We start from the raw sequence: 23,311 nt of genomic DNA, 5'->3' as shown, positions 1-23,311 counted from the left end.
CAAATATTTCTACTTGAACGGTCCCGACGGGAATCGAACCCGCGATCTTCGCCGTGACAGGGCGACGTGATAACCGCTACACCACGGGACCTATGGGAGTTAACGGGATCGAACCGCTGACCCTCTGCTTGTAAGGCAGATGCTCTCCCAGCTGAGCTAAACTCCCTTTGTGCTAAGCGACTACCGTATCTAACAGGGGGCAACCCCCAACTACATCAGGCGTACTAGGGCTTAACTTCTGTGTTCGGCATGGGAACAGGTGTATCTCCTAGGCTATCGTCACTTAACTCTGAGTATTCTCAACTCAAAATTGAACATCTATACTGTATCAAGAAACCAAATCGTTGTCAATATGTCTCAGTTACTTTCTTTGGATAAGTCCTCGAGCTATTAGTATTAGTCCGCTACATGTGTCACCACACTTCCACTTCTAACCTATCAACCTGATCATCTCTCAGGGCTCTTACTGATATAAAATCATGGGAAATCTCATCTTGAGGTGGGCTTCACACTTAGATGCTTTCAGCGTTTATCCCTTCCCTACATAGCTACCCAGCGATGCTCTTGGCAGAACAACTGGTACACCAGCGGTAAGTCCACTCTGGTCCTCTCGTACTAGGAGCAGATCCTCTCAAATTTCCTACGCCCGCGACGGATAGGGACCGAACTGTCTCACGACGTTCTGAACCCAGCTCGCGTGCCGCTTTAATGGGCGAACAGCCCAACCCTTGGGACCGACTACAGCCCCAGGATGCGACGAGCCGACATCGAGGTGCCAAACCTCCCCGTCGATGTGAACTCTTGGGGGAGATAAGCCTGTTATCCCCAGGGTAGCTTTTATCCGTTGAGCGATGGCCCTTCCATGCGGAACCACCGGATCACTAAGCCCGACTTTCGTCCCTGCTCGAGTTGTAGCTCTCGCAGTCAAGCTCCCTTATACCTTTACACTCTGCGAATGATTTCCAACCATTCTGAGGGAACCTTTGGGCGCCTCCGTTACCTTTTAGGAGGCGACCGCCCCAGTCAAACTGCCCGTCAGACACTGTCTCCGATAGGGATAACCTATCTGGGTTAGAGTAGCCATAACACAAGGGTAGTATCCCAACAACGCCTCACTCGAAACTGGCGTCCCGAGGTCATAGGCTCCTACCTATCCTGTACATGTGGTACAGATACTCAATATCAAACTGCAGTAAAGCTCCATGGGGTCTTTCCGTCCTGTCGCGGGTAACCTGCATCTTCACAGGTACTAAAATTTCACCGAGTCTCTCGTTGAGACAGTGCCCAAATCATTACGCCTTTCGTGCGGGTCGGAACTTACCCGACAAGGAATTTCGCTACCTTAGGACCGTTATAGTTACGGCCGCCGTTTACTGGGGCTTCAATTCATACCTTCGCTTACGCTAAGCACTCCTCTTAACCTTCCAGCACCGGGCAGGCGTCACCCCCTATACATCATCTTACGATTTAGCAGAGAGCTGTGTTTTTGATAAACAGTTGCTTGGGCCTATTCACTGCGGCTGACCATAAGTCAGCGCCCCTTCTCCCGAAGTTACGGGGCCATTTTGCCGAGTTCCTTAACGAGAGTTCTCTCGCTCACCTGAGGCTACTCGCCTCGACTACCTGTGTCGGTTTGCGGTACGGGTAGAGTATAATTAACGCTAGAAGCTTTTCTCGGCAGTGTGACATCACTAACTTCGCTACTAAACTTCGCTCCCCATCACAGCTCAATGTTATAGATATAAGCATTTGACTCATATCACACCTCACTGCTTGGCCAGACACTTCCAATCGTCTGGTTTAGTTAGCCTACTGCGTCCCTCCATCACTATATACTCTAGTACAGGAATATCAACCTGTTGTCCATCGGATACACCTTTCGGTCTCTCCTTAGGTCCCGACTAACCCAGGGCGGACGAGCCTTCCCCTGGAAACCTTAGTCTTACGGTGGACAGGATTCTCACCTGTCTTTCGCTACTCATACCGGCATTCTCACTTCTATGCGCTCCAGCACTCCTCACGGTACACCTTCTTCGCACATAGAACGCTCTCCTACCATACCTATAAAGGTATCCACAGCTTCGGTAATATGTTTTAGCCCCGGTACATTTTCGGCGCAGGGTCACTCGACTAGTGAGCTATTACGCACTCTTTGAATGAATAGCTGCTTCTAAGCTAACATCCTAGTTGTCTGTGCAACCCCACATCCTTTTCCACTTAACATATATTTTGGGACCTTAGCTGGTGGTCTGGGCTGTTTCCCTTTCGACTACGGATCTTAGCACTCGCAGTCTGACTGCCGATTATATCTCGTTGGCATTCGGAGTTTATCTGAGATTGGTAATCCGGGATGGACCCCTCACCCAAACAGTGCTCTACCTCCAAGAGACTTAACATCGACGCTAGCCCTAAAGCTATTTCGGAGAGAACCAGCTATCTCCAAGTTCGTTTGGAATTTCTCCGCTACCCACAAGTCATCCAAGCACTTTTCAACGTGCCCTGGTTCGGTCCTCCAGTGAGTTTTACCTCACCTTCAACCTGCTCATGGGTAGGTCACATGGTTTCGGGTCTACGACATGATACTAATGCGCCCTATTAAGACTCGGTTTCCCTACGGCTCCGTCTCTTCAACTTAACCTCGCATCATATCGTAACTCGCCGGTTCATTCTACAAAAGGCACGCTCTCACCCATTAACGGGCTCGAACTTGTTGTAGGCACACGGTTTCAGGTTCTATTTCACTCCCCTCCCGGGGTGCTTTTCACCTTTCCCTCACGGTACTGGTTCACTATCGGTCACTAGAGAGTATTTAGGGTTGGGAGATGGTCCTCCCAGATTCCGACGAGATTTCTCGTGTCTCGCCGTACTCAGGATACTGCTAGGCATAAAGACTATTTCGAATACGAGGCTATTACTCTCTTTGGCCTACCTTCCCAGGTAGTTCTTCTATAATCTTTAAGTCCACGTTGCAGTCCTACAACCCCGAAGAGTAAACTCTTCGGTTTGCCCTCTTGCCGTTTCGCTCGCCGCTACTAAGGCAATCGCTTTTGCTTTCTCTTCCTGCAGCTACTTAGATGTTTCAGTTCACTGCGTCTTCCTCTACATTACCTTAACAGTAATGAGTGACAGGCATTACCTGCCGGGTTCCCCCATTCGGACATCTCTGGATCATTGCTCACTTACAGCTCCCCAAAGCATTTCGTCGTTAGTCACGTCCTTCATCGGCTTCTAGTGCCAAGGCATCCACCGTGCGCCCTTATTAACTTAACCTTATTTTGGTCTTGCGACCTAACTCATTAAATATTCACAGCGTTTCGGTTTATTTTCTTGTTACTATCTATATGTAATTAATTACATATGGAATTTGATATAGATATTCAATTTTCAATGGACAATACTTGAATCTTTCGATTCAATGGAGCCTAGCGGGATCGAACCGCTGACCTCCTGCGTGCAAAGCAGGCGCTCTCCCAGCTGAGCTAAGGCCCCACAAGACCTCTCAAAACTAAATAAGAAACTCAAGTGCATTCCGTTTTTCCTTAGAAAGGAGGTGATCCAGCCGCACCTTCCGATACGGCTACCTTGTTACGACTTCACCCCAATCATCTATCCCACCTTAGGCGGCTGGCTCCAAAAGGTTACCTCACCGACTTCGGGTGTTACAAACTCTCGTGGTGTGACGGGCGGTGTGTACAAGGCCCGGGAACGTATTCACCGCGGCGTGCTGATCCGCGATTACTAGCGATTCCGACTTCATGTAGGCGAGTTGCAGCCTACAATCCGAACTGAGATTGGCTTTAAGAGATTAGCTTGCCGTCACCGACTCGCAACTCGTTGTACCAACCATTGTAGCACGTGTGTAGCCCAGGTCATAAGGGGCATGATGATTTGACGTCATCCCCACCTTCCTCCGGTTTATTACCGGCAGTCTCGCTAGAGTGCCCAACTGAATGATGGCAACTAACAATAGGGGTTGCGCTCGTTGCGGGACTTAACCCAACATCTCACGACACGAGCTGACGACAACCATGCACCACCTGTCACCGATGTACCGAAGTAACTTTCTATCTCTAGAAATAGCATCGGGATGTCAAGACCTGGTAAGGTTCTTCGCGTTGCTTCGAATTAAACCACATGCTCCACCGCTTGTGCGGGCCCCCGTCAATTCCTTTGAGTTTCAACCTTGCGGTCGTACTCCCCAGGCGGAGTGCTTAATGCGTTAGCTGCGGCACTGAATCCCGGAAAGGATCCAACACCTAGCACTCATCGTTTACGGCGTGGACTACCAGGGTATCTAATCCTGTTCGCTCCCCACGCTTTCGAGCCTCAGCGTCAGTTACAGACCAGAGAGCCGCTTTCGCCACCGGTGTTCCTCCATATATCTACGCATTTCACCGCTACACATGGAATTCCACTCTCCCCTTCTGCACTCAAGTTTGACAGTTTCCAAAGCGAACTATGGTTGAGCCACAGCCTTTAACTTCAGACTTATCAAACCGCCTGCGCTCGCTTTACGCCCAATAAATCCGGACAACGCTCGGGACCTACGTATTACCGCGGCTGCTGGCACGTAGTTAGCCGTCCCTTTCTGGTAAGCTACCGTCACAGTGTGAACTTTCCACTCTCACACTCGTTCTTGACTTACAACAGAGCTTTACGATCCGAAAACCTTCTTCACTCACGCGGCGTTGCTCGGTCAGGGTTGCCCCCATTGCCGAAGATTCCCTACTGCTGCCTCCCGTAGGAGTCTGGGCCGTGTCTCAGTCCCAGTGTGGCCGATCACCCTCTCAGGTCGGCTATGTATCGTCGCCTAGGTGAGCCGTTACCTCACCTACTAGCTAATACAACGCAGGTCCATCTTGTAGTGGAGCAATTGCCCCTTTCAAATAAATGACATGTGTCACCCATTGTTATGCGGTATTAGCTATCGTTTCCAATAGTTATCCCCCGCTACAAGGCAGGTTACCTACGCGTTACTCACCCGTTCGCAACTCATCCAAGAAGAGCAAGCTCCTCTCTTCAGCGTTCTACTTGCATGTATTAGGCACGCCGCCAGCGTTCGTCCTGAGCCAGGATCAAACTCTCATTAAAATCTTTAATAATTGTTCGAGCGTTAACTCATTTCCGTCATCTGACGATTTATTCTTGTAAATTGACAGGTTATAATTTCTTCTATCATAACCCTGCACTTGGTTTCTTATTCAGTTCTCAAAGGTCTTTGTCTCTCTTGAGACAACTCCTATATTCTAGCAAATCTAGAATAGCTTGTCAACACTTTTTTTGAAGTTTTTTCACTTCTCGTGTTCGCCGCCCCTTCCGAAGCAGCTTATTTATAATATCATCTCTGACTTATCTTGTCAATAACTTTTTTAAAGTTTTGGAACCTTTTCAAGTTTGTGGCAAGTCTGTTAAGACAACTTTTATATCTTATCACCTAAATCAATACTTGTCAATAGGGTTTTAAAAAAAATAAAGGAAGCACGTTTCTCAACCTACTTCCCTTTTTTATTATTTAGCTTCAATCAGACCGTAGTTACCGTCTTCTCGTTTATAGAGAACATTAGTTGTATGATCTTCACTATCAGTATAGATAAAGAAGTCATGACCCAACAATTCCATTTGAAGGATGGCTTCTTCAACATCCATTGGTTTCAACTCAATGTTTTTAGTTCTTACAACTTCAACAGCTGGTGCTTCTTCAACTTGTTCGTTATTAAAATCAGCTGAGAATACTTCTCCTGTTGGAACTTTTTCACGATGCTTACGTGCAATTTTTGTTTTGTTTTTACGGATTTGTCTTTCAATCTTATCAACCACCAGGTCAATAGAACCATACATATCTTGCGAAACATCTTCTGCTCTTAGTGTTACAGAACCTGTTGGAATAGTAACCTCTACTTTAGCTGTCTTTTCGCGATAAACCTTAAGATTTACACGTGCATTCAATTCTTGGTCTTCGTTGAAGTATTTTTCAACTTTGCTAAGTTTACTTTCAACATAGTCACGAAGTGCTTCAGTTACTTCGATGTTTTCGCCACGGATACTATATTTAATCATAAAAGACCTCTTTCTCGCTTGTTAGCGTTTTCTTTATCTTTATTATATCCTTTTCATGAAAATTTGCAAGGATTTTTATTATCTAGCTAGTGAAAAGGTCAAAACTTCTTTAATACCTATACCTTCTAACAGTTGAACCATCTGATATAAAGTGGAACCCGTTGTATAGATATCATCCACTATAATAATCTTATCTGGTAGATTTATACCTTCCTTGAGACAGAAAGCATTATCTTGACTTAGACGCTCCTCGCGTGTTTTTGAGGATTGCTTCTCAATATCTCTTTTCTCAAAGATATCTCGATAGGGAATTCCCTCTATCAATCCCTCAACTTGGTTGAATCCTCTTTCTGCCAAGCGTTCTTCCGATAATGGGACTGGCACTATGGTATAACCTTTCTTCAAAAATGGTTTTAAGCTGTTTTTAATATCTTGTTGAAATATTTTTCTAAGACAATAGTCTCCCATAAATTTATAGCGACTAAAATACTCTTTCATATTTTCCTCATATCGATAAATAGCAAGGTGCTTAGGAATATAGCCTTTTTTCATCCAAAGTTTACAATCAATACAAGCATCTCCATATAACTCTTTGTTACAATTTTGACATCTTTCTTTTGAGAGGTTTTTAAACTGATGTTTACAAGATCGGCAAGAGTACTCTTTTCTTTGGTTAAACATAATGAGGTCTCTTAATTTTGGTAGTGATTCAATCCAATCATTACATAGCAGACACTTCATTGTTAAACCCTCCTTTTTTATTCATAACCTTTATCTCTTCTCGACACCGAAGCATTGATTTGGATAGTCCTTCATGAAAGAAATAAAGCTTTCCTGTCGGTCTATCTGGTGATCTTCCAACTCGACCTCCAATCTGAATAAGACTCGAACTAGTGTATAAGTGATGATTTGCCATACAAACAAAAACATCTACTTGTGGAAAGGTTACACCACGTTCGAGGATAGTTGTTGTAACTAAGATAGACAGTTCTTTTTCTCGGAACTTCTCTACGATAGTTGAACGCTCCTCGCTTTTTGAGGAAACAAAGGCCATTTTTTCATCTGGAAGATATTTTTGTAGAATACTTGTAAACTTTTCACCTATCGCTATATTTGGAAAGAAGATTAATAGAGGAAATTTTGATTTACGTTGCTTTTTAATCTGATAAAGAAGAGGTCTTGGAAGGTTACCTCTTGTCAGAGATTTTTGTAATCTGCCTTGCCAGAAGAATTTAGGAAGTACTAAAGGATTTCCATGGAAACGTCTAGCAAGGTGATGCTTTTCTAAAGTCCCAAGTCGAACTTGCTCTTCTAAAGATAATGTTGAAGTCGCTGTTAAGTAAATAAATCGACCGGTTTGGGTCTTCGCCTGTTCTACAGCATGATTTAACATGACATTTCCTACAAAAGGATATGCGTCTACTTCATCTACAATAACTAAGTCAAAACTCTGGTAAAACTTTAGTAGTTGATGTGTGGTAGCTATTACAAGCGGACTACCATCATATGGTTCACTCTCAGCATGAAGCAGGGAAATACTACAAGTAAAATCCCTCTTCATACGTAGAAATAATTCTCGACAAACATCAACCCGAGGACTTGCGATAGCTACATGACCTTTATTTTCCAGAACATAGGCAACGATGTTATAAATCATTTCTGTCTTACCAGCACCGGTCACAGCATGTACGAGACTATCTTTCTGTTTTTGATAAGTTCTCAAAAGTTTCTCTGAGACCTTAGCTTGATAGGGAGTCAGTTCTCCAAACCACTTCAAAACAGGAAATTCAATTTCTGATGTTTTGGAAGGAAAATAATAAAGTTCTTTTCCTTCTTGGTTTCTACCAAAGACAATACATGCTCTACAATAATACTGACCTCCCGGTAATTGCCAATCTTCCTCTATCCGACTGTAACATCTTTTACATCTAAGTTGTTTATCGACCTTTATCATACTTTCTAATGTTAAAGCCTCTGGGTGATAGTTCACTGGCAACTGCTCTTTCGTAAATAGTCGTCCATAATATTCTTTAGGTACCATATCTTTCTATTCGAAAATATGTTTGAATTCATCTTTTTATGATAAAATTTTTTTATGGATTACAAAACTATTGCCAACGATGGAATCGTTGAAGAAGAAATAAAAAAATCTCGTTTTATTTGTCACTTGAAACGTATCAGCCGTGAGGAAGAAGGAAGAGAATATATCGCTCAGATTAAGAAACAGCATCACAAGGCCAATCATTCTTGCTCTGCAATAATCGTTGGTGATGATGGCCAAATTAAGCGTTCCAGTGATGATGGTGAACCTTCTGGAACAGCTGGGGTTCCTATGCTTACTGTTCTAGAAAAACAAGGTCTTACTAATGTCGTAGCAGTTGTGACTCGTTATTTTGGAGGAATCAAGCTTGGGGCAGGTGGTCTTATCCGAGCTTACTCTGGTAGCGTTGCCCATGCTATTGAAGAGATTGGCCGAGTTGAAGTCAAGGAATTAACAGGACTAACCGTAGAGTTAACCTACTCTCAATACCAAGTCTTTTCCAACTTCCTTGAAAAAGAAGGACTCCAAGAATTTGATACAACTTTCTTATCAGATGTTTCTACTACTTTATTTGTCGAAGAGTCTGAGATTGAAAGACTCGGTCAGGAACTAACCGAATTCTATCAAGGGAAAGTTACTTATGAAAAATCTGGAAAGAAAATCGTTGAAATTCCTATCTGATAGTCAAACGTTATCACAGTGATAAAGAAGATGTATTTTACAAGTTGGCCCTACCGTCGTATACTTAGAACCATCAATCAAAGATTAAGAGGATTTTAAATATGACAATTTACAACTCAATTACCGAACTTGTTGGAAAAACACCTGTTATTAAACTTAACTCTATTGTTCCAGAAGGATCAGCAGATGTTTACGTTAAACTCGAAGCATTCAACCCTGGTTCTTCAGTAAAAGACCGTATTGCTCTTCGTATGATTGAAGATGCTGAAAAAGCTGGTACGATTAAACCTGGTGATACCATTGTTGAACCAACTTCAGGTAACACTGGTATCGGTCTTGCTTGGGTCGGTGCTGCTAAAGGCTATAAAGTTGTTATCGTAATGCCTGATACAATGAGTGTTGAACGTCGTAAAATCATCCAAGCTTATGGAGCTGAGCTTGTTTTGACTCCTGGTAGCGAAGGAATGAAGGGTGCAATTGCTAAGGCTAAAGAAGTTGCTGCTGAACGCAATGGTTGGGTACCTCTTCAATTTGCTAACCCATCAAACCCAGCTGTTCATGCGGCTACAACTGGCCAAGAAATTCTTGAAGATTTTGGTGCAGAAGGTTTGGATGCTTTTGTTGCTGGTATCGGTACTGGTGGTACTATTTCAGGTGTTTCAAAAACCCTTAAGGCTGCCAATCCAAATATCAAGGTTTATGGTATCGAAGCTGACGAATCTGCTGTCTTGAATGGTGATAAACCAGGACCACACAAAATCCAAGGTATCTCAACTGGTTTCATTCCTGACACATTGGATACAAAATCATATGACAGTGTTGTGCGTATTCCTTCTGATGAAGCTATCGCAACATCACGTACATTGGGTAGCCAAGAAGGTTTCCTAGCTGGTATCTCATCAGGTGCTGCTATTGCTGCTGCCCTAAAGGTTGCCGCTGAGCTTGGCGAAGGCAAAAAAGTCTTGACACTCTTGCCTGACAATGGTGAGCGCTACCTCTCTACAACACTTTACGATTCTCAAGAATAATAAAAAAGAAGCTGGAGCATAATGCTCTAGCCTCTTTTTATTGTATAAAGTTAAGCCTGTAGTTCATCAATTACTAGAAAAGTAAGGATTTTAATCTCATTTCCACTGAACTGTTCCTACAAACTTTCTGTTTTTTATCCTTGTTATTAGTCTAACTCTTTTGCTTCTGTTTCTGCAATTTCAGTAACTGTAAATCCTGCTTCTACAAAAACCTTCTTGAGTTGTTCAATCCCAATCTCTCCTTCAACTTGAAGTTCAACACGAAGTACAGTGTCATTTTTAGGGGCAACAATTGTACGTTCGATGTTGAGATTCTCACTAGCAATAAGGTTCGCAATTTTTTCCAAAACACGTGGAGTATCTGTAACTTCCAACCCAATACGAATTCCAGCTTGACCATAACCAGAAATTTCCAAGAAAGCACGAAAGACATCTTTATCTGTGATAATTCCTGAAATTTGGTCATTGTCCACAACTGGAAGGACTCCAACCTTATTTTGAAGCATGATATAGATTGCATCCTCAAGGCTAGCATATTTGGAAACAGTAAGGACATTCTTGATCATGATATCTCCTACTTTTGTCTTATTAAGGAGATAATTCATTTCATAAATTGACAAGCTTGTTGCTTTTGATGGTGAGGCCTCCGCCATTGTACCTTCTGTAACAAGCCCAACAAGTTTATCGTGTTCAATTACTGGCAAACGGCGCAAACCTTTATCACGCATAATATCTGCAGCTGCTGCAACTGTTGTTTCTGGTGAGACATAAACTACACGTTTCGTCATAAAATCTTTTACTGCCATGTTTCATTTTCCTCCGAATGATTTCTTACTTGTATTATACCACACTAATTGAAACCGATTGCAATATTTTACTGAAAAATTAGTATTTTACAATCAGCATAAGACGATAGAAAAACGCCCTCGGGCGCTTTTTCTTATCCTCCAAGATAGGCTTTACGAACTTCATCTGATGCAAGAAGTTCTTCACCAGTACCTGAAAGAACCACTTTACCAGTTTCAAGAACATAACCGCGATCAGCAATTGACAAAGCCTTATTGGCATTTTGTTCAATCAAAAGAACTGTAGTTCCTTGCGCCTTAATATCTTCGATAATATCAAAAATTTCTTGAATAAAGATTGGAGCAAGTCCCATTGAAGGTTCATCCAAAAGCAAAAGTTTTGGACGACTCATAAGGGCACGACCCATTGCAAGCATTTGTTGCTCACCACCAGAAAGTGTCGCTGCATCTTGATTCTTACGTTCTTCTAGACGTGGGAAACGTTGGAAGACTTTTTTCAAGAGAGCTGCGTTCTCTTCTTTATTTGTATGAAGGAAAGCTCCCATTTCAAGATTTTCCATTACGGTTAATCCTGCAAATACATGACGTCCCTCAGGTACTTGAGCCAAACCTTCGGCAACAATCTTACGTGCTGGTGTTTTGTGGATGTCGTTTCCAAGATAAGAAATGGTTCCCTCAGTTGGACGAACAAGACCTGAGATGGTACGAAGAATTGATGTCTTACCTGCACCGTTAGCTCCGATAAGAGTTACGACTTCACCTTCATTAACTTCAAAGCTGACGTTTTTTACAGCTTCGATCGATCCATATTTAATTGAGAGATTTTCAACTTTCAACATTGCCATTATGCTTCACCTCCCAAGTAAGCTTCAATAACGCGTTTGTTATTCTTAATTTCATCAGGTGTTCCTTCGGCAATCAAGCGTCCATATTCCAAAACATAAATACGCTCAGTAACATCCATGACCAAACTCATATCGTGCTCAATCAAGATGATGGTAATTCCGAAGTCTTTTTGAATTTGACGAATATGAGCAGTCAGTTCAGCTGTTTCTTGTGGGTTCATACCCGCAGCTGGTTCATCAAGGAAAAGAATTTTTGGTTCTGTTGCAAGTGCACGAACAATTTCCAAATGACGTTGTTGTCCGTAAGCCAAATTTTTCGCAAGTGTATCTGCCTCACCATCCAAGTTGAAGATAGCCAACAGTTTCATAGCTTTTGCTTTTAACTCTTCTTCACTTGAATAGTACTTAGGCAAACGCAAAAGAGATGCAAAGAAATTTGAAGGTTGCTTATTTGATAAACCAACAAGAACGTTTTCAAGTACAGTCATGTCTTTGAAAAGACGGATATTTTGGAAAGTACGTGACAAACCGAGTGAAGCGATTTTATAAGGTGCTTTACCGTTTAGGACTGTACCATCAAGTATAACAGTCCCTTCACTTGGCTCATAGACACCTGTCAAAAGGTTAAACAAGGTTGTTTTACCAGCACCATTTGGTCCGATAAGCCCAACCAACTCACCTTCATTGAGTTCCATTGAAACATCACCAACGGCAGTCAAACCACCGAAATTTTTAGTCAGATTTTTAACTTCAAGAAGTGCCATTTTTATTTGCCCTCCTTAGATTTATTGAAGAATTTTGAGAGATAGAGTTCTTTTGTTCCAAGAAGTCCACCTGGACGGAAGAGCATTACAAGAATCAAAGCCAAGGCGTAAATAATCATACGAAGGTTTGAAACATTTTGTAGGAACATGTTGATAATACCAAGAACAACAGCGGCAATGATAGTACCTGTGATAGATCCAAGACCACCAAGAACGGCAATGATAAGGTAATCAATTGATTTCATGATGGTGAAGTCTTTTGGCACGACTGTACCGATGTAGCTGACATAAAGTGAGCCAGCAATCGCTGAAATCATGGCACCGATAACAAAGATAAGAACCTTCATTTTTGTGACATTAACACCCATTGACTCAGCAGCAATTTCATCTTCACGAAGAGTGATTGCTTGACGTCCAGTTGCTGAACGTAAGAAATTAAGCACCAAAATTGTAATGATTACCACAAAGAAATAAATTACAGGCCAACTAGTATAGGGAAGGATACCTGTCAAACCAGCGGCACCATTGGTCAATTCACCACCATTAACGATAATGATACGGATGATTTCAGCCATACCAAGAGTTGCAATGGCAAGGTAGTCACCTTTCAAACGAAGGGTAGGTAGACCAAAGATAAGGGCAACAATAGCTGCGATGATGACACCGACAACCATTGAGAGGTAGAAACCGTCATATGTTGGCATCATACCAGTGATGATAGCTGATGAATAGGCACCAATTGCCATGAAACCAGCTTGCCCAAGTGTAAATTGCCCTGAGAAACCAAGAACCAAGTTAGTACCAAGTCCCATAAGGATTGAGATTCCAATCCCCATTAAGATTTGGATATAGTAAAGGTTCATGATACCTGAAAGTTCAAGAGCTTTCAAAACAAGGAAGAGCCCAATGATAAGACCAAACCAAATAAGGTTTACTTTTAGATTTTTCTTCATGTCTTACACCTTCTCTTTCACATTTTTACCGAGGATACCCGCTGGGCGAACCAAAAGGATAACAATCAAGACACCATAAACGATGGCATCACGGTAACTTGACAAACCAATTGCAGTTGATAATGTCTCCAAAATACCGATAACAAATCCACCAAGTGCTGCACCAGGGATAATACCGATACCACCAAGAACAGCGGCAACAAAGGCTTTAATACCTGGCGTCATACCCATAAGAGGTTCGATAGAGTTATAGTAAAGACCAATAAGGACACCCGCTGCCCCTGCTAGTGATGATCCAAGAGCAAAAGTGAAGCTAATAGTGTTATTAACATTAATACCCATCAATTCAGCGGCATCACTGTCTACAGATACGGCACGCATAGCTTTACCCATCTTAGTCTTTTTAACAATCAATTGAAGAGCAACCATAAGCACAAGCGCAACTACCAAGATAAGCAATTGCACATTTGTTACAGAGATTGATCCAAGATGATAAGTCTCAATTGCAATCTTTTGAGGGAATGAACGTGTATCTGCCCCTACAAATAGAACCATGATGTACTCAAGGAAGAATGAGACACCGATAGCTGTAATCAAGGCAGAAATACGTGTCGAATTACGGAGCGGGCGATAAGCCAAGAACTCAATAACAACCCCTAAAATCGCACAGACAAGCATAGCAAAGACAAGGGCAACCCAGAAATTCATTCCAAGGCTATTAATCGCATAGTAACCAACGAAGGCACCCATCATATAGATGTCTCCATGGGCAAAGTTAATCAATTTGATAATCCCATAAACCATGGTATATCCAAGGGCAAGTAGGGCATAGATACTACCCAAGATAATACCATTGACTAGTTGTTGGGGAAGTTGTTCAAAAAACATATATAACCAAACTTTCTAGTTCATTTTCAGTATAGATAATAGATTATTTTTCAATTTCAACGGCTTCCGCTGAAACTTCTTCACCATTATCTCTTTTAACCATAAGAGCTGCTTTAATAGGGTTATGATCCTTATCAATCGTCATTTTACCAGTAACCCCGACAAAGTTTTTCAAATGTGCTAAGTTATCAGCAATATCAACTGATGTTTTCGCATCTTTAGATGCTTCTGCAATCATATAAACTGAATCGTACGCTAGAGCAGCAAACATATTTGGTTCAGTTTTGTAAGCTTTTTTATATGCTTCGATGAATCCTGATGCTTTGTCAGAAAGAGAAACATTTGTTGAATATCCTGATACATAGTAGACGTTTGACGCATTCTTTTTACCTGCAAGCTCAGTGAATTTCGCATCACTGAATCCATCAGGTCCAAGGATTGGTTTATCAATTCCAAGGTCACGTGCTTGTTTAGTGATAATACCAGTCTCAGTATAGTAACCAGGCATTACAATCGCATCATAATCAAGGTCTTTAAATTTAGTCAAAGCTGACTGATAGTCCTTGTCACCTGAAGCAAAGGTAGCTTCAGTAACGATTTTACCTTTATATTCACGCTTGAATTCATCTGCAATCCCCTTAGCATAATCCGAAGCATTATCATAGTAGAGAACTACTTTCTTAGCATTCAAATTACTGTAAGAATAAGCTGCCAAAACTTTACCTTGGTAGCTATCTTTAAAGGTTGTACGGAAAACAAATTTCTTAGCTCCGTTAGCATCTACCGTAAGGTCATCCTGAGTACCAGAAGGTGTCAACAAAGGAACCCCTGTTTTTTGTGATACGAGGCTAGCCGCAGCGACAGCACCTGATGTCGCTGGACCAACGATAGCATTTACATTACTCTGAATAGCCAAGTTCGTTGAAGAGGTTGAAGCTTCAGCGTTTTCAGATTTATTATCTTTTGTGACAAGCTCAAGTTTTTTGCCATCGACGCCACCAGCTTTGTTAATTTCATCAACAGCCAACTTAATACCATTTTGCTCTGCCTTACCATAGGCTGCAACGGCACCTGTCAACTCCATATTAACACCAATTTTGATGGTATCGCCAATCTTAGTACCATTGGCATTAGCAGTCACATCTGGTGACTTGCCACAGGCAACCAAGAAAATGGAAGCAAAAAAGGCTAACACAATAAGTGTGATCTTTTTAGACATAAGATTTCTCCTTAATATTTTCTTAAAAAAGTCCACCTTATAGCTTACAGAATTATCAGACAATTGTCAACTACACATAACTAAGCTTTAGCCACAGTAATCGTTTCCATTACTTTAAGAATAACTTTTTGAAAAATCATAACCACCCGTCTAACGGGTGGTTTGAGCAAGGGCTATAAGCCCATAATACCAGCCAGCGCCTAAAGACGCTGGCTTTCACTTTGTTCAAGCCTTATTGCTTTTGACTCGTCACAAGCCTCTCAAAGAGGCATTCGCATTACTTACCATTATCCCTAAAGGGATTTTCATATTCTTTAACGCTTAATTTATCCAAAGCGATATCATGCTTCTCTTGTTCCTGAATATATTTCTTAATTGTGGATTCATTAAGTCCTACCGTACTTACATAATAACCTTCTGCCCAAAAATGTCTGTTACCAAATTTATATTTTAAATTAGCGTGTTTATCAAACATCATCAATGCACTTTTACCTTTTAAATATCCCATAAAACTAGCTACACTCATTCGTGGTGGAATACTTACTAGCATATGAACATGATCTGGCATTAAGTGGCCTTCTATGACTTCAACGCCTTTATATTGGCATAGTCTATGAAAAATCTCTCCCAGACTACTCCTATATTGATTATAGATTATTTTTCGTCTATACTTAGGTGTAAATACAATGTGGTACTTACACATCCATTTTGTATGTGATAAACTGTGAGCTTTTTGCGCCATAGTCTTAACTCCTTTCGTTTTACAATTGGCTTGAACACCTATATTGTAACTCGTTTGGAGTTTTTTTGTTATGACGGTATAACCTTCAATGCGCACCCGCATAGCGGGTGGTTTATTTGTTCCGCACCTTCGGAGCGAAACGGACTTAAAGTCACATAAATAAAAAAAACTTTTCTCCTATTAAAGAGAAAAGTTCTTAAACGGTTCAGGAACTGAGGTGTCGTAGCGTTCCAGACTACCTACAAAGTCCATATCAATATCAGAATAGTAGGAAGGCAGAACTTTTTTCACTGCTTTCATTCCATCGAGCTCTTTCAAAATATCCTCGACCTTGTCCTCATCTACATAAAGGTGCACATAACGCATCTTATAAGAATGGTAGACAACATCCCCAAACTTGGTAATTTTACGTAAGTCTCTATTGTAGTATAAATAAACAATAATGCCTTGACGCTTAATCATGACTCATTTTCTCCTTTATGTTAGTGTCTCCCTTTTTATGATGCGGTTTGTGAGGGGCAAGAGGTAGCCCAGAATCGATAAAAATCTGGTCTGAAACAGCTTGGGCAATCTCCTCACCAAGATTGGCTAAAATAGTCTGCAAATCGAACTCTGCCTGACGATAGCCAATAACCACCTCGTTCAAATCAATTTGGCGCTTCATTCGCAAAACCTGACGTTTCAACTCTCTCACATCTGGTCTAAAAGCTTCGTACTCCTTAGCAGTATCATAGCTATCCTTTAATTCCTGAAATGCAAAGAGTTGCTCTTGAAGTTCTCTGTCATTTTCGAATTTCTGGCGTTTCAAACGGTAATTTTCTACCTCAGGTAGCTTTAGAAAATACGAAACAAGACAATCTATAGCTTGATCAATAGCAAGCAACTCCTTATTGATTATTAACATGTTTTCTATTATAACACAAAAAGCCAGATGAAACGGTCCTTATACAACCGATTTGCATCTGACTTTTATTTAAGACAAGCTCAGTCTATTTTAATTGGTTATTAGCCATGATTTCATCGATAAAGCCATATTCAAGCGTTTCTTGGGCACTCATCCAATTGTCACGTTCAGCGTCTACATGAACTTTTTCAATTGGCTGTCCAGAATTATCCGCCAAGATTTGCTCCAAGTTATTACGCGTTTTGAGCAAATGTTCAGCTGCGATAGCCATGTCTGTTTGTTGCGTACCACCACCAGTACCACCCATTGGTTGGTGAATCATGTACTCTGCATTTGGCAACATGAAACGTTTACCTTTGGTACCGCTTGAAGCAATAATTGTTCCCATAGATGCTGCCATCCCCATAACGATAGTCTGAACATCAGACTTGATGAAGTTCATTGTATCAACAATGGCAAGACCTGCCGAAACTGATCCACCTGGTGTATTAACATAAAGATAGATATCTTTTGTGTTGTCTTGAGCATCCAAGAACAAGAGTTGGGCGATAATTGAGTTTGCCATATTATCTTCAACAGGACCTGTTAACATGATGATACGATCCTTGAGCAAACGTGAGTAAATATCATAAGAACGCTCACCGCGTGATGTTTGTTCAATTACTACAGGAATCATATGAATCCTCCTTTTAATATTGTCTTGATGCTATTATATGATTTTAGTCAAATTAGGTCAAATAAAAAACATCATTCTTAGCACTCTTTTCAAAAGAGTGCTAAATCACTCTAAAACAATTTCACTTGAAACTTATTAATCTAGTAAAAAAAGGGAAATTTTCCCTTTTTCAACCTATTTTGTACCAAATAGACGGTCACCTGCATCTCCAAGACCTGGAACAATATAACCGTTTTCATTAAGTTTCTCATCCAAAGATGCTGTGTAGATATCGATATCTGGGTGAGCATCTTGCAATTTTTTGACACCTTCTGGTGCTGCAACCAAGCAAACAAACTTGATATTAGCTGCACCACGTTTTTTAAGTGAGTCTACTGCCAAGATTGCTGAACCACCAGTCGCAAGCATTGGATCTACTACAAAGATCTGACGTTGATCAATGTCTTCTGGTAATTTAACTAAGTACTCAACTGGCTCAAGAGTTTCCTCGTCACGATACATACCAATATGACCAACTTTAGCTGCTGGTACAAGGCTAAGGAAACCATCGACCATACCAATACCCGCACGAAGAATTGGAACAATCGCCAATTTCTTACCAGAAAGTTGTTTTTGTACAGTTTTAGTAATTGGTGTTTGAATTTCAACCTCTTCGAGAGGAAGGTCACGAGACACTTCGTAACCCATGAGCATAGCAATTTCATTAACTAGCTCACGGAAGTCCTTAGTAGAAGTATCCTCACGACGGAGGATTGAAAGTTTATGTTGAATCAGTGGATGTGAAATAACTTGAAATTTACCCATAATAGTTTCTTCCTTTGCTTTATATTCACTCCATTATATCAAAAAGGCAAAAAAAACGCTTGCTTTACTGCAAACGTTTTTGAAAAGGATTATTTTTTAGGCAAATGAATCTTTCCTGTGACCAAACCATAGCCAAGAAGAGCTAGACTTGCAATTGCTGCAAAGATAGTCGCCAAGATTGAAAGAATGTTGCTCTTTGAACCTTCTGAATCACTTGGTGTCTTAGGAGTCGTAGCAAGTTTGGCAGCAACTTTAGTATTGTTGTCTTTACTTGACTCATCAGACTTAGTTACTTCATCAGCTTTAGCGACTCCGTGAGACTGAACTTCCTCTTCAGACTTAGCTGGTTTTGGAGCTTCTGTTTCAGTGACAGACTCTTCTTTAACAGGAGTCGTTGAAACAGTTGGTCCAGTTGCTACAATAGCCTCTGGTACTGGTGACGCAATCTCTGTAGCTTGAGCTACTGGACGACGGTCACCCACAGAACTCTCTGTTGAAGGTTTCGCAGGAACCTCTACATGATGATCATCTGATGAATTATTATCATTAGATGGGCGGTCTGTGAAATAAGGGAACGGATTACGAACTGGAGAATCTGGATTCGTCGGCGTTGCTGGTTTATCTTCTTTATTAGTTGATGGTTGATTATTGTCTGCTGGTTTAGAAGGTGTATCTGGTTTGTTAGACTTATCATCAACAGAATGATTACCTTCTGTTGGATTTACTGGTGTTTCTGATTTATCTGATTTCTTGTCTTCACCATCTTTAACAGTTACAGTTAAGACACCGCGAGCTTCAGAAACGCCCGGTGAACCATCAACTGTAGGATAAGTATGTGGTTTAAGACCATAATCTGACACTGCATAATAATCTACGTTATAGTCCTCATTTGGCAATTTAGCACTGTTTTGATCGGCCACGTGTACCAAGCTTTCACTAGATTTATCCCAAATCCAGTCCCCTTGGTTGGTCATCTTAGGAAGAACTTCTGTAGTATCATCTTCATTCATCTTAATGAGGAAGCTTGGAGCCCATGTCGATTTATTCTCAGCACCAGCAATACCACCACGGTTAGTCATGTAAGAAGTTACCAAAAGAGTATCTGATGATCCTTCAACAGGAACCGCATAGTAAGAATAGGTAGATGTACGCCAGTCAGCTGGAACAGAGGCTGTCAAGACCACACCTGAGCCGTTAAGTGGACGGTATTTCCCACGGAGGCTGTCTGATACGAATCCAAGCATGACAACGTCATCACCGACAGCTTCACGCGCTGCTACAGTACCTTCAGCATCCGTAGATTTGTTGATACGTGAAGCAGTGAAGAGGTAATACTTGCCACCCATCTTAACAACACTTGGACGTTCTACTTCATCAGTAACCATGTGGCTAGTGACAAGCGGTGTGTAAAGTTCAGCTACAGATGGATTTTTCTCATTATCATCAAGTTTCAAGATACCGATAGAACCATTTGCCCATGATGCAAGGTTGTAAAGGTGTTTATTATTAACAATATTGAGGAATGACTTAAGGTTAAAGGCGTCATCTCCTCCATAGTTTGACCATTTGTAAATTTGTTTTTCGCCTTGGTAGTTTTCGTCACCTGTATTTGATTCAAAAATAAGGTAACGGCTACCGTTATCTTCAATGATGTGTGGGTCACGAAGACAGTAGTTATCCGTACGGTCTGGATTACCATCATGGTTATGGTCATCATCAAAAGTACTCATAAATTTAGGATAGCTTTGATAGTGATAATTATCTCCACCAAAGAGAATGTGGTCATTTTCAACTGACTTGATAACAACTTCGTCGTTTTCAACAGCCAAGTTAAGTGTAGCACTAGCCAATTGTTGCCAGTTTAATTTACCACCACTAGTATCATTCTTAGTGTAATAAAGTTGGATACTACCATCAGAGTTAACAGTCGCTGAACCTGACCATTGTTGGTCATCTTCAAGGGCATTGTAACCAAAGATTGGACCCGCATTTTTCCAATGAGTAAAGTCATTATCCCCATATTTTCTATAGAGCAAGTAAATGTGGTTTGAATTTTTATTTGGTGCACCGGCCATTGAAATAACCAACTGGTAACCATTCCAGTTGCTAACTACACCTGACTTAGCATCTTGGACTGGCCAAGAATCCCAAACGTCGATTTCTTCTTTTTTCATCGTTTGGGCATCAACAGTGTTGAAAGCAGGCATATTGATGATTGTATCTGCTTTAAAGTAAGGAACTGCCAATTTGCTGTCTTGCTTCAAGAAGCTAGCAACGATATCTTTCAAGTTACGGTAAGTCAAGCTAGTACCTGTACCCTTGATTGCATCATCACTAAAGTCAACTTTATTAAGTGCTTTAATTTCTTCCTCAGTCAAGGCAACGATTTGATCTGAGGTCATATTATCTTCAACAATAGACTTGATACGACCATTAAGTTTGCTAAGGTTTGCATTAGCAGCGCTGTTTTCAGTAGGTTTAAGGGCTACTTCAGTGTGTGTATCAGCTGTTTCTGAGCTTGCTGTTGAAGTTGGTGCTTCTACTGCAGCCTCTGATGTATGAGCTGGAGCAGAAACCGCAGCAACTGTTGATGAAGGTGTTGTTGCATCTGATGAAGATGTCACTACTGTGCTAGACGCCTTTTCTTCGACTACTGATGGAGTTGTGTTGCTTGGTTGTGTCTCTGTAACTGGTGTAGTTGCAACCTCTGAATGTGCAACTGAAGATTCAACTGCTTCTGAAGTTGCCACACTTGTTGCTGTTTCACTGGCTACCGTTAGAGATGCTGTGCTTGTTTCTGGTGTTGCTGTCGCAGTAGCTACCGCTGGTGCTGTTTCTGTAACTTGATCAGCTTTTACCTGAGTGGCACCCAAAAATGCCAAGGTACCAACGAGCGCTGATGTTGCCCCTACTGTGGCAACCTTACGGATGCTATAACGCATCTTTTTGCACTCTGCTTGCTTTGGTGCTACTGTATTTGACTGTGAATTAACTGTACTATCCATATTAAACTCTCCTTTTAGGTTTTCACATGTTTTATTCTATCATTTTTTAATCTAAATTCCAATCTTTTTTTAATGACAAATTTATATTTTTTGTAAAAAACTATTTTTTTGTTAAAATAATAACTACAAAATAAGTAATTTTATCAGGAAATATCACTATATGGAATCAAAATATTCACCTCTAATTTTAGCTCTCGTTTTTTTAATTTTATTTTTTGTTTTTATAATAAAAAATGAGAACGTTAACAATTCTTCTCCACAGACAAATAAAACTTATCTGAGTCAAACCTTTCATCTAGCATCTAATAATGGATGGTCTAACGACCTACAGACTATCGTGTGGAATCAAGAAAAAAATTACTATGATATCTATTTTCTACATTCTGTAGATGGGGCTACTGATCCTTTTGGACCTAACGGTCAAGATTGGACACATACAACTACTAAAGATTTTATCACCTATAGTAAGCAAGAGACTGCTATACCAGCAAAGGGGGGTGACTCTAAAGAAGGTTGGCATTCTGCTTGGACAGGTAGTGTTGTCACAGATAGTCAAGCTATCTCTGGTATTCAAAACGAAGAACCTATCGCCTATTTTACTGGACTCATGGATGATGGAAGCCAAGCAATCTATGCTAGTGCGTCGAATGACAAGGGAGCTAGCTTTACTAATGCCTTAAAAGATGGTAAACCTTTATTGACAAAGGAACAATCCTATAACGGTAAAGACTTCCGCGATCCTTATGTCTTCCACTTCAAAGACAAATTACTCATGTATGTCGCTGAAGGTGATGTCTTAGGTGTTTATCAATCTCAAGATGGTATCAACTGGACCAAAGCAGATAGCAAGGGAGGCTCCAAAATCCTACCCGAAACATTTTTTAAGGGTCGAAACTGGCAGGACAACGCACCTATCGAGTGTCCCGTTCTCAAAACAATGACAACAACCGACAGTCAGGACAAGCAAGTTCTCTTTTTTGGAGCCAAGGATCAAGCTTCAGGTGAAACAACTGGAACCTACTATACTGTAGGGCATTTAGATGGTAACGGCTTATTTATTGCAGATACAGAAACAAAACGCTTAGATCAAGGTTCAGACTATTATGGCGCTAACTTCACTGGAAGCGATCGAATTGAAGAAAGCAACCATAACCTTATCAGTCTAGGCTGGGTTGGTAATTGGAACTACTTCACGTCAGGCATTCATAGTGACCAAGAGGCTAAGAGTGATTTTCTAAAAACAATTGGTTTTTACACTACACCTAGACAGCTACAACTGGATAAGGACGGTATTATTCAGTCCACTCCTCTTTATAAGAATGAACAATTAACCCTCCAAAATCAAAATGGCAACATCTCAAGTCAAAGACCTCTCACCAGTGACAATAGAAAACCTTGGATTGATAAAAGTCACAATCAAAATGCTAATGGCCTCCTTGACCTGGCTGGAAAAAATAGTGCAGGGTATTACCAACTGCATTTTTCAAATATTAAGAAAGAAGGAGGCTATATCTACATTGATATCTGGCAAGGCTCTGATTACGTTAAAATCGCCTACCAAATAACAGGTGGTACCTATCAGGTCTCTTCTTATGCTGCTGAACTGAACAACAGCATGGATGATAGCCAAACTGCCTCTTCTTACTATTACGATGGACTCTTGGGAAATGGTCAAGGTTATCAAGCTGACAGTCGCTATAAGGAAACTGATAATATTACTATAACGCTTATTACAGACAATCGTAGCTTAGAAATCTTCTTTCCAAATGGCCAAACCTACACTCTAGCTAGGTTTAATACTTCTGGCAAGCAAGATATCAAGGTCTTCTCCACTCAGAAAGACCTTCTACTAAACTTGAAAATCTACGATGTGCACTCATAAGAATAAGAAAAGTGAT

At 41.0% G+C, this 23,311-nt stretch carries 18 protein-coding genes, 3 tRNA genes and 3 rRNA genes; 3 read left to right on the top strand and 21 right to left on the bottom strand.

The window, feature by feature from the left end:
• Positions 1–18: 18 nt before the first annotated feature.
• From ACWPVZ_RS01735 to ACWPVZ_RS01695, 9 genes are all read right to left on the bottom strand, one after another.
• A tRNA-Asp gene (locus tag ACWPVZ_RS01735) sits at positions 19–91 on the bottom strand.
• 2 nt (positions 92–93) lie between these two features.
• Positions 94–166: transfer RNA gene (locus ACWPVZ_RS01730), tRNA-Val, on the bottom strand.
• A gap of 5 nt (positions 167–171) precedes the next feature.
• Positions 172–287 (bottom strand): 5S ribosomal RNA (gene rrf / locus ACWPVZ_RS01725).
• A gap of 83 nt (positions 288–370) precedes the next feature.
• Positions 371–3,270, bottom strand: a 23S ribosomal RNA gene (locus ACWPVZ_RS01720).
• A 146-nt stretch (positions 3,271–3,416) separates the two neighbouring features.
• Positions 3,417–3,489 (bottom strand) — tRNA-Ala (locus ACWPVZ_RS01715).
• Positions 3,490–3,543: 54 nt separating this feature from the next.
• Positions 3,544–5,091, bottom strand: a 16S ribosomal RNA gene (locus ACWPVZ_RS01710).
• The 16S, 23S and 5S rRNA genes sit together here with 3 tRNA genes alongside, the layout of an rRNA operon.
• A gap of 417 nt (positions 5,092–5,508) precedes the next feature.
• Complete coding sequence (gene hpf / locus ACWPVZ_RS01705; RefSeq protein ID WP_002883786.1) at positions 5,509–6,057, bottom strand: ribosome hibernation-promoting factor, HPF/YfiA family; 549 nt, start codon at positions 6,055–6,057, stop codon at positions 5,509–5,511.
• Positions 6,058–6,135: 78 nt separating this feature from the next.
• A complete protein-coding gene (locus ACWPVZ_RS01700) occupies positions 6,136–6,798 on the bottom strand; it encodes a ComF family protein (protein WP_414341104.1) in 663 nt (220 codons plus the stop codon).
• Entirely contained in the window at positions 6,779–8,098 is a 1,320-nt protein-coding gene (locus tag ACWPVZ_RS01695; protein WP_414341103.1) for a DEAD/DEAH box helicase, read from the bottom strand. The genes ACWPVZ_RS01700 and ACWPVZ_RS01695 overlap by 20 nt, the downstream gene beginning before the upstream one ends.
• A 54-nt stretch (positions 8,099–8,152) precedes the next feature.
• On the opposite strand from ACWPVZ_RS01695, the gene ACWPVZ_RS01690 reads away from it, so the two are divergent.
• Positions 8,153–8,779 carry a YigZ family protein gene (locus ACWPVZ_RS01690; protein WP_021143583.1) on the top strand — a complete coding sequence of 209 codons (627 nt, stop codon included), beginning with the start codon at positions 8,153–8,155 and terminating at the stop codon, positions 8,777–8,779.
• A gap of 101 nt (positions 8,780–8,880) precedes the next feature.
• The gene (cysK, locus tag ACWPVZ_RS01685; RefSeq protein ID WP_002890018.1) at positions 8,881–9,807 is read left to right on the top strand and encodes a cysteine synthase A; all 927 of its coding nucleotides are present in this window, start codon (positions 8,881–8,883) and stop codon (positions 9,805–9,807) included.
• Positions 9,808–9,953: 146 nt separating this feature from the next.
• On the opposite strand, the gene ACWPVZ_RS01680 is transcribed toward cysK, so the two are convergent.
• The 12 genes from ACWPVZ_RS01680 to ACWPVZ_RS01625 form a co-directional block, all read right to left on the bottom strand.
• On the bottom strand, positions 9,954–10,613 hold the full coding sequence (locus ACWPVZ_RS01680; RefSeq protein WP_002890017.1) for a CBS and ACT domain-containing protein: 660 nt from the start codon (positions 10,611–10,613) through the stop codon (positions 9,954–9,956).
• Positions 10,614–10,747: 134 nt separating this feature from the next.
• A complete protein-coding gene (locus ACWPVZ_RS01675; protein ID WP_002883761.1) occupies positions 10,748–11,458 on the bottom strand; it encodes an ABC transporter ATP-binding protein in 711 nt (236 codons plus the stop codon).
• On the bottom strand, positions 11,458–12,222 hold the full coding sequence (locus ACWPVZ_RS01670; RefSeq protein WP_021143582.1) for an ABC transporter ATP-binding protein: 765 nt from the start codon (positions 12,220–12,222) through the stop codon (positions 11,458–11,460). Before ACWPVZ_RS01670 ends, ACWPVZ_RS01675 begins: the two co-directional genes overlap by 1 nt.
• A 2-nt stretch (positions 12,223–12,224) precedes the next feature.
• Positions 12,225–13,175: a branched-chain amino acid ABC transporter permease gene (locus ACWPVZ_RS01665; RefSeq protein ID WP_037600371.1), complete on the bottom strand. Its 951-nt coding sequence runs from the start codon at positions 13,173–13,175 to the stop codon at positions 12,225–12,227.
• A gap of 3 nt (positions 13,176–13,178) precedes the next feature.
• Complete coding sequence (locus tag ACWPVZ_RS01660) at positions 13,179–14,063, bottom strand: branched-chain amino acid ABC transporter permease (RefSeq protein ID WP_002890014.1); 885 nt, start codon at positions 14,061–14,063, stop codon at positions 13,179–13,181.
• A 43-nt stretch (positions 14,064–14,106) separates the two neighbouring features.
• Positions 14,107–15,282, bottom strand: a complete 1,176-nt coding sequence (locus ACWPVZ_RS01655) for an ABC transporter substrate-binding protein (RefSeq protein ID WP_014633924.1) — start codon at positions 15,280–15,282, stop codon at positions 14,107–14,109.
• A 277-nt stretch (positions 15,283–15,559) separates the two neighbouring features.
• A complete protein-coding gene (tnpA, locus tag ACWPVZ_RS01650; protein ID WP_414341212.1) occupies positions 15,560–16,024 on the bottom strand; it encodes an IS200/IS605 family transposase in 465 nt (154 codons plus the stop codon).
• A gap of 180 nt (positions 16,025–16,204) precedes the next feature.
• Positions 16,205–16,486, bottom strand: a complete 282-nt coding sequence (locus ACWPVZ_RS01645; protein ID WP_014633923.1) for a DUF2129 domain-containing protein — start codon at positions 16,484–16,486, stop codon at positions 16,205–16,207.
• The gene (locus ACWPVZ_RS01640; RefSeq protein WP_014633922.1) at positions 16,479–16,928 is read right to left on the bottom strand and encodes a YlbF family regulator; all 450 of its coding nucleotides are present in this window, start codon (positions 16,926–16,928) and stop codon (positions 16,479–16,481) included. Before ACWPVZ_RS01640 ends, ACWPVZ_RS01645 begins: the two co-directional genes overlap by 8 nt.
• A gap of 85 nt (positions 16,929–17,013) precedes the next feature.
• Positions 17,014–17,604, bottom strand: a complete 591-nt coding sequence (locus tag ACWPVZ_RS01635) for an ATP-dependent Clp protease proteolytic subunit (protein ID WP_002883818.1) — start codon at positions 17,602–17,604, stop codon at positions 17,014–17,016.
• Between the two features lie 174 nt (positions 17,605–17,778).
• A complete protein-coding gene (upp, locus tag ACWPVZ_RS01630; RefSeq protein ID WP_002883819.1) occupies positions 17,779–18,408 on the bottom strand; it encodes a uracil phosphoribosyltransferase in 630 nt (209 codons plus the stop codon).
• Between the two features lie 89 nt (positions 18,409–18,497).
• Positions 18,498–21,413 carry a glycoside hydrolase family 68 protein gene (locus ACWPVZ_RS01625; RefSeq protein ID WP_060972146.1) on the bottom strand — a complete coding sequence of 972 codons (2,916 nt, stop codon included), beginning with the start codon at positions 21,411–21,413 and terminating at the stop codon, positions 18,498–18,500.
• Positions 21,414–21,573: 160 nt separating this feature from the next.
• Between ACWPVZ_RS01625 and ACWPVZ_RS01620 the strand changes: the two genes are divergently transcribed.
• The gene (locus ACWPVZ_RS01620) at positions 21,574–23,295 is read left to right on the top strand and encodes a glycoside hydrolase family protein (protein ID WP_414341099.1); all 1,722 of its coding nucleotides are present in this window, start codon (positions 21,574–21,576) and stop codon (positions 23,293–23,295) included.
• The last annotated feature ends 16 nt before the right edge of the window (positions 23,296–23,311 follow it).

The organism is Streptococcus sp. Marseille-Q6379, from assembly GCF_965119505.1.
This window is presented reverse-complemented; position numbering and strand designations above follow the sequence as displayed.

Coding starts and splice junctions, on each gene's coding strand:
- hpf (WP_002883786.1), bottom strand. CDS start 6,057: ATGATTAAATATAGTATCCGTGGCGAAAACATCGAAGTAACTGAAGCA.
- ACWPVZ_RS01700 (WP_414341104.1), bottom strand. CDS start 6,798: ATGAAGTGTCTGCTATGTAATGATTGGATTGAATCACTACCAAAATTA.
- ACWPVZ_RS01695 (WP_414341103.1), bottom strand. CDS start 8,098: ATGGTACCTAAAGAATATTATGGACGACTATTTACGAAAGAGCAGTTG.
- ACWPVZ_RS01690 (WP_021143583.1), top strand. CDS start 8,153: ATGGATTACAAAACTATTGCCAACGATGGAATCGTTGAAGAAGAAATA.
- cysK (WP_002890018.1), top strand. CDS start 8,881: ATGACAATTTACAACTCAATTACCGAACTTGTTGGAAAAACACCTGTT.
- ACWPVZ_RS01680 (WP_002890017.1), bottom strand. CDS start 10,613: ATGGCAGTAAAAGATTTTATGACGAAACGTGTAGTTTATGTCTCACCA.
- ACWPVZ_RS01675 (WP_002883761.1), bottom strand. CDS start 11,458: ATGGCAATGTTGAAAGTTGAAAATCTCTCAATTAAATATGGATCGATC.
- ACWPVZ_RS01670 (WP_021143582.1), bottom strand. CDS start 12,222: ATGGCACTTCTTGAAGTTAAAAATCTGACTAAAAATTTCGGTGGTTTG.
- ACWPVZ_RS01665 (WP_037600371.1), bottom strand. CDS start 13,175: ATGAAGAAAAATCTAAAAGTAAACCTTATTTGGTTTGGTCTTATCATT.
- ACWPVZ_RS01660 (WP_002890014.1), bottom strand. CDS start 14,063: ATGTTTTTTGAACAACTTCCCCAACAACTAGTCAATGGTATTATCTTG.
- ACWPVZ_RS01655 (WP_014633924.1), bottom strand. CDS start 15,282: ATGTCTAAAAAGATCACACTTATTGTGTTAGCCTTTTTTGCTTCCATT.
- tnpA (WP_414341212.1), bottom strand. CDS start 16,024: ATGGCGCAAAAAGCTCACAGTTTATCACATACAAAATGGATGTGTAAG.
- ACWPVZ_RS01645 (WP_014633923.1), bottom strand. CDS start 16,486: ATGATTAAGCGTCAAGGCATTATTGTTTATTTATACTACAATAGAGAC.
- ACWPVZ_RS01640 (WP_014633922.1), bottom strand. CDS start 16,928: ATGTTAATAATCAATAAGGAGTTGCTTGCTATTGATCAAGCTATAGAT.
- ACWPVZ_RS01635 (WP_002883818.1), bottom strand. CDS start 17,604: ATGATTCCTGTAGTAATTGAACAAACATCACGCGGTGAGCGTTCTTAT.
- upp (WP_002883819.1), bottom strand. CDS start 18,408: ATGGGTAAATTTCAAGTTATTTCACATCCACTGATTCAACATAAACTT.
- ACWPVZ_RS01625 (WP_060972146.1), bottom strand. CDS start 21,413: ATGGATAGTACAGTTAATTCACAGTCAAATACAGTAGCACCAAAGCAA.
- ACWPVZ_RS01620 (WP_414341099.1), top strand. CDS start 21,574: ATGGAATCAAAATATTCACCTCTAATTTTAGCTCTCGTTTTTTTAATT.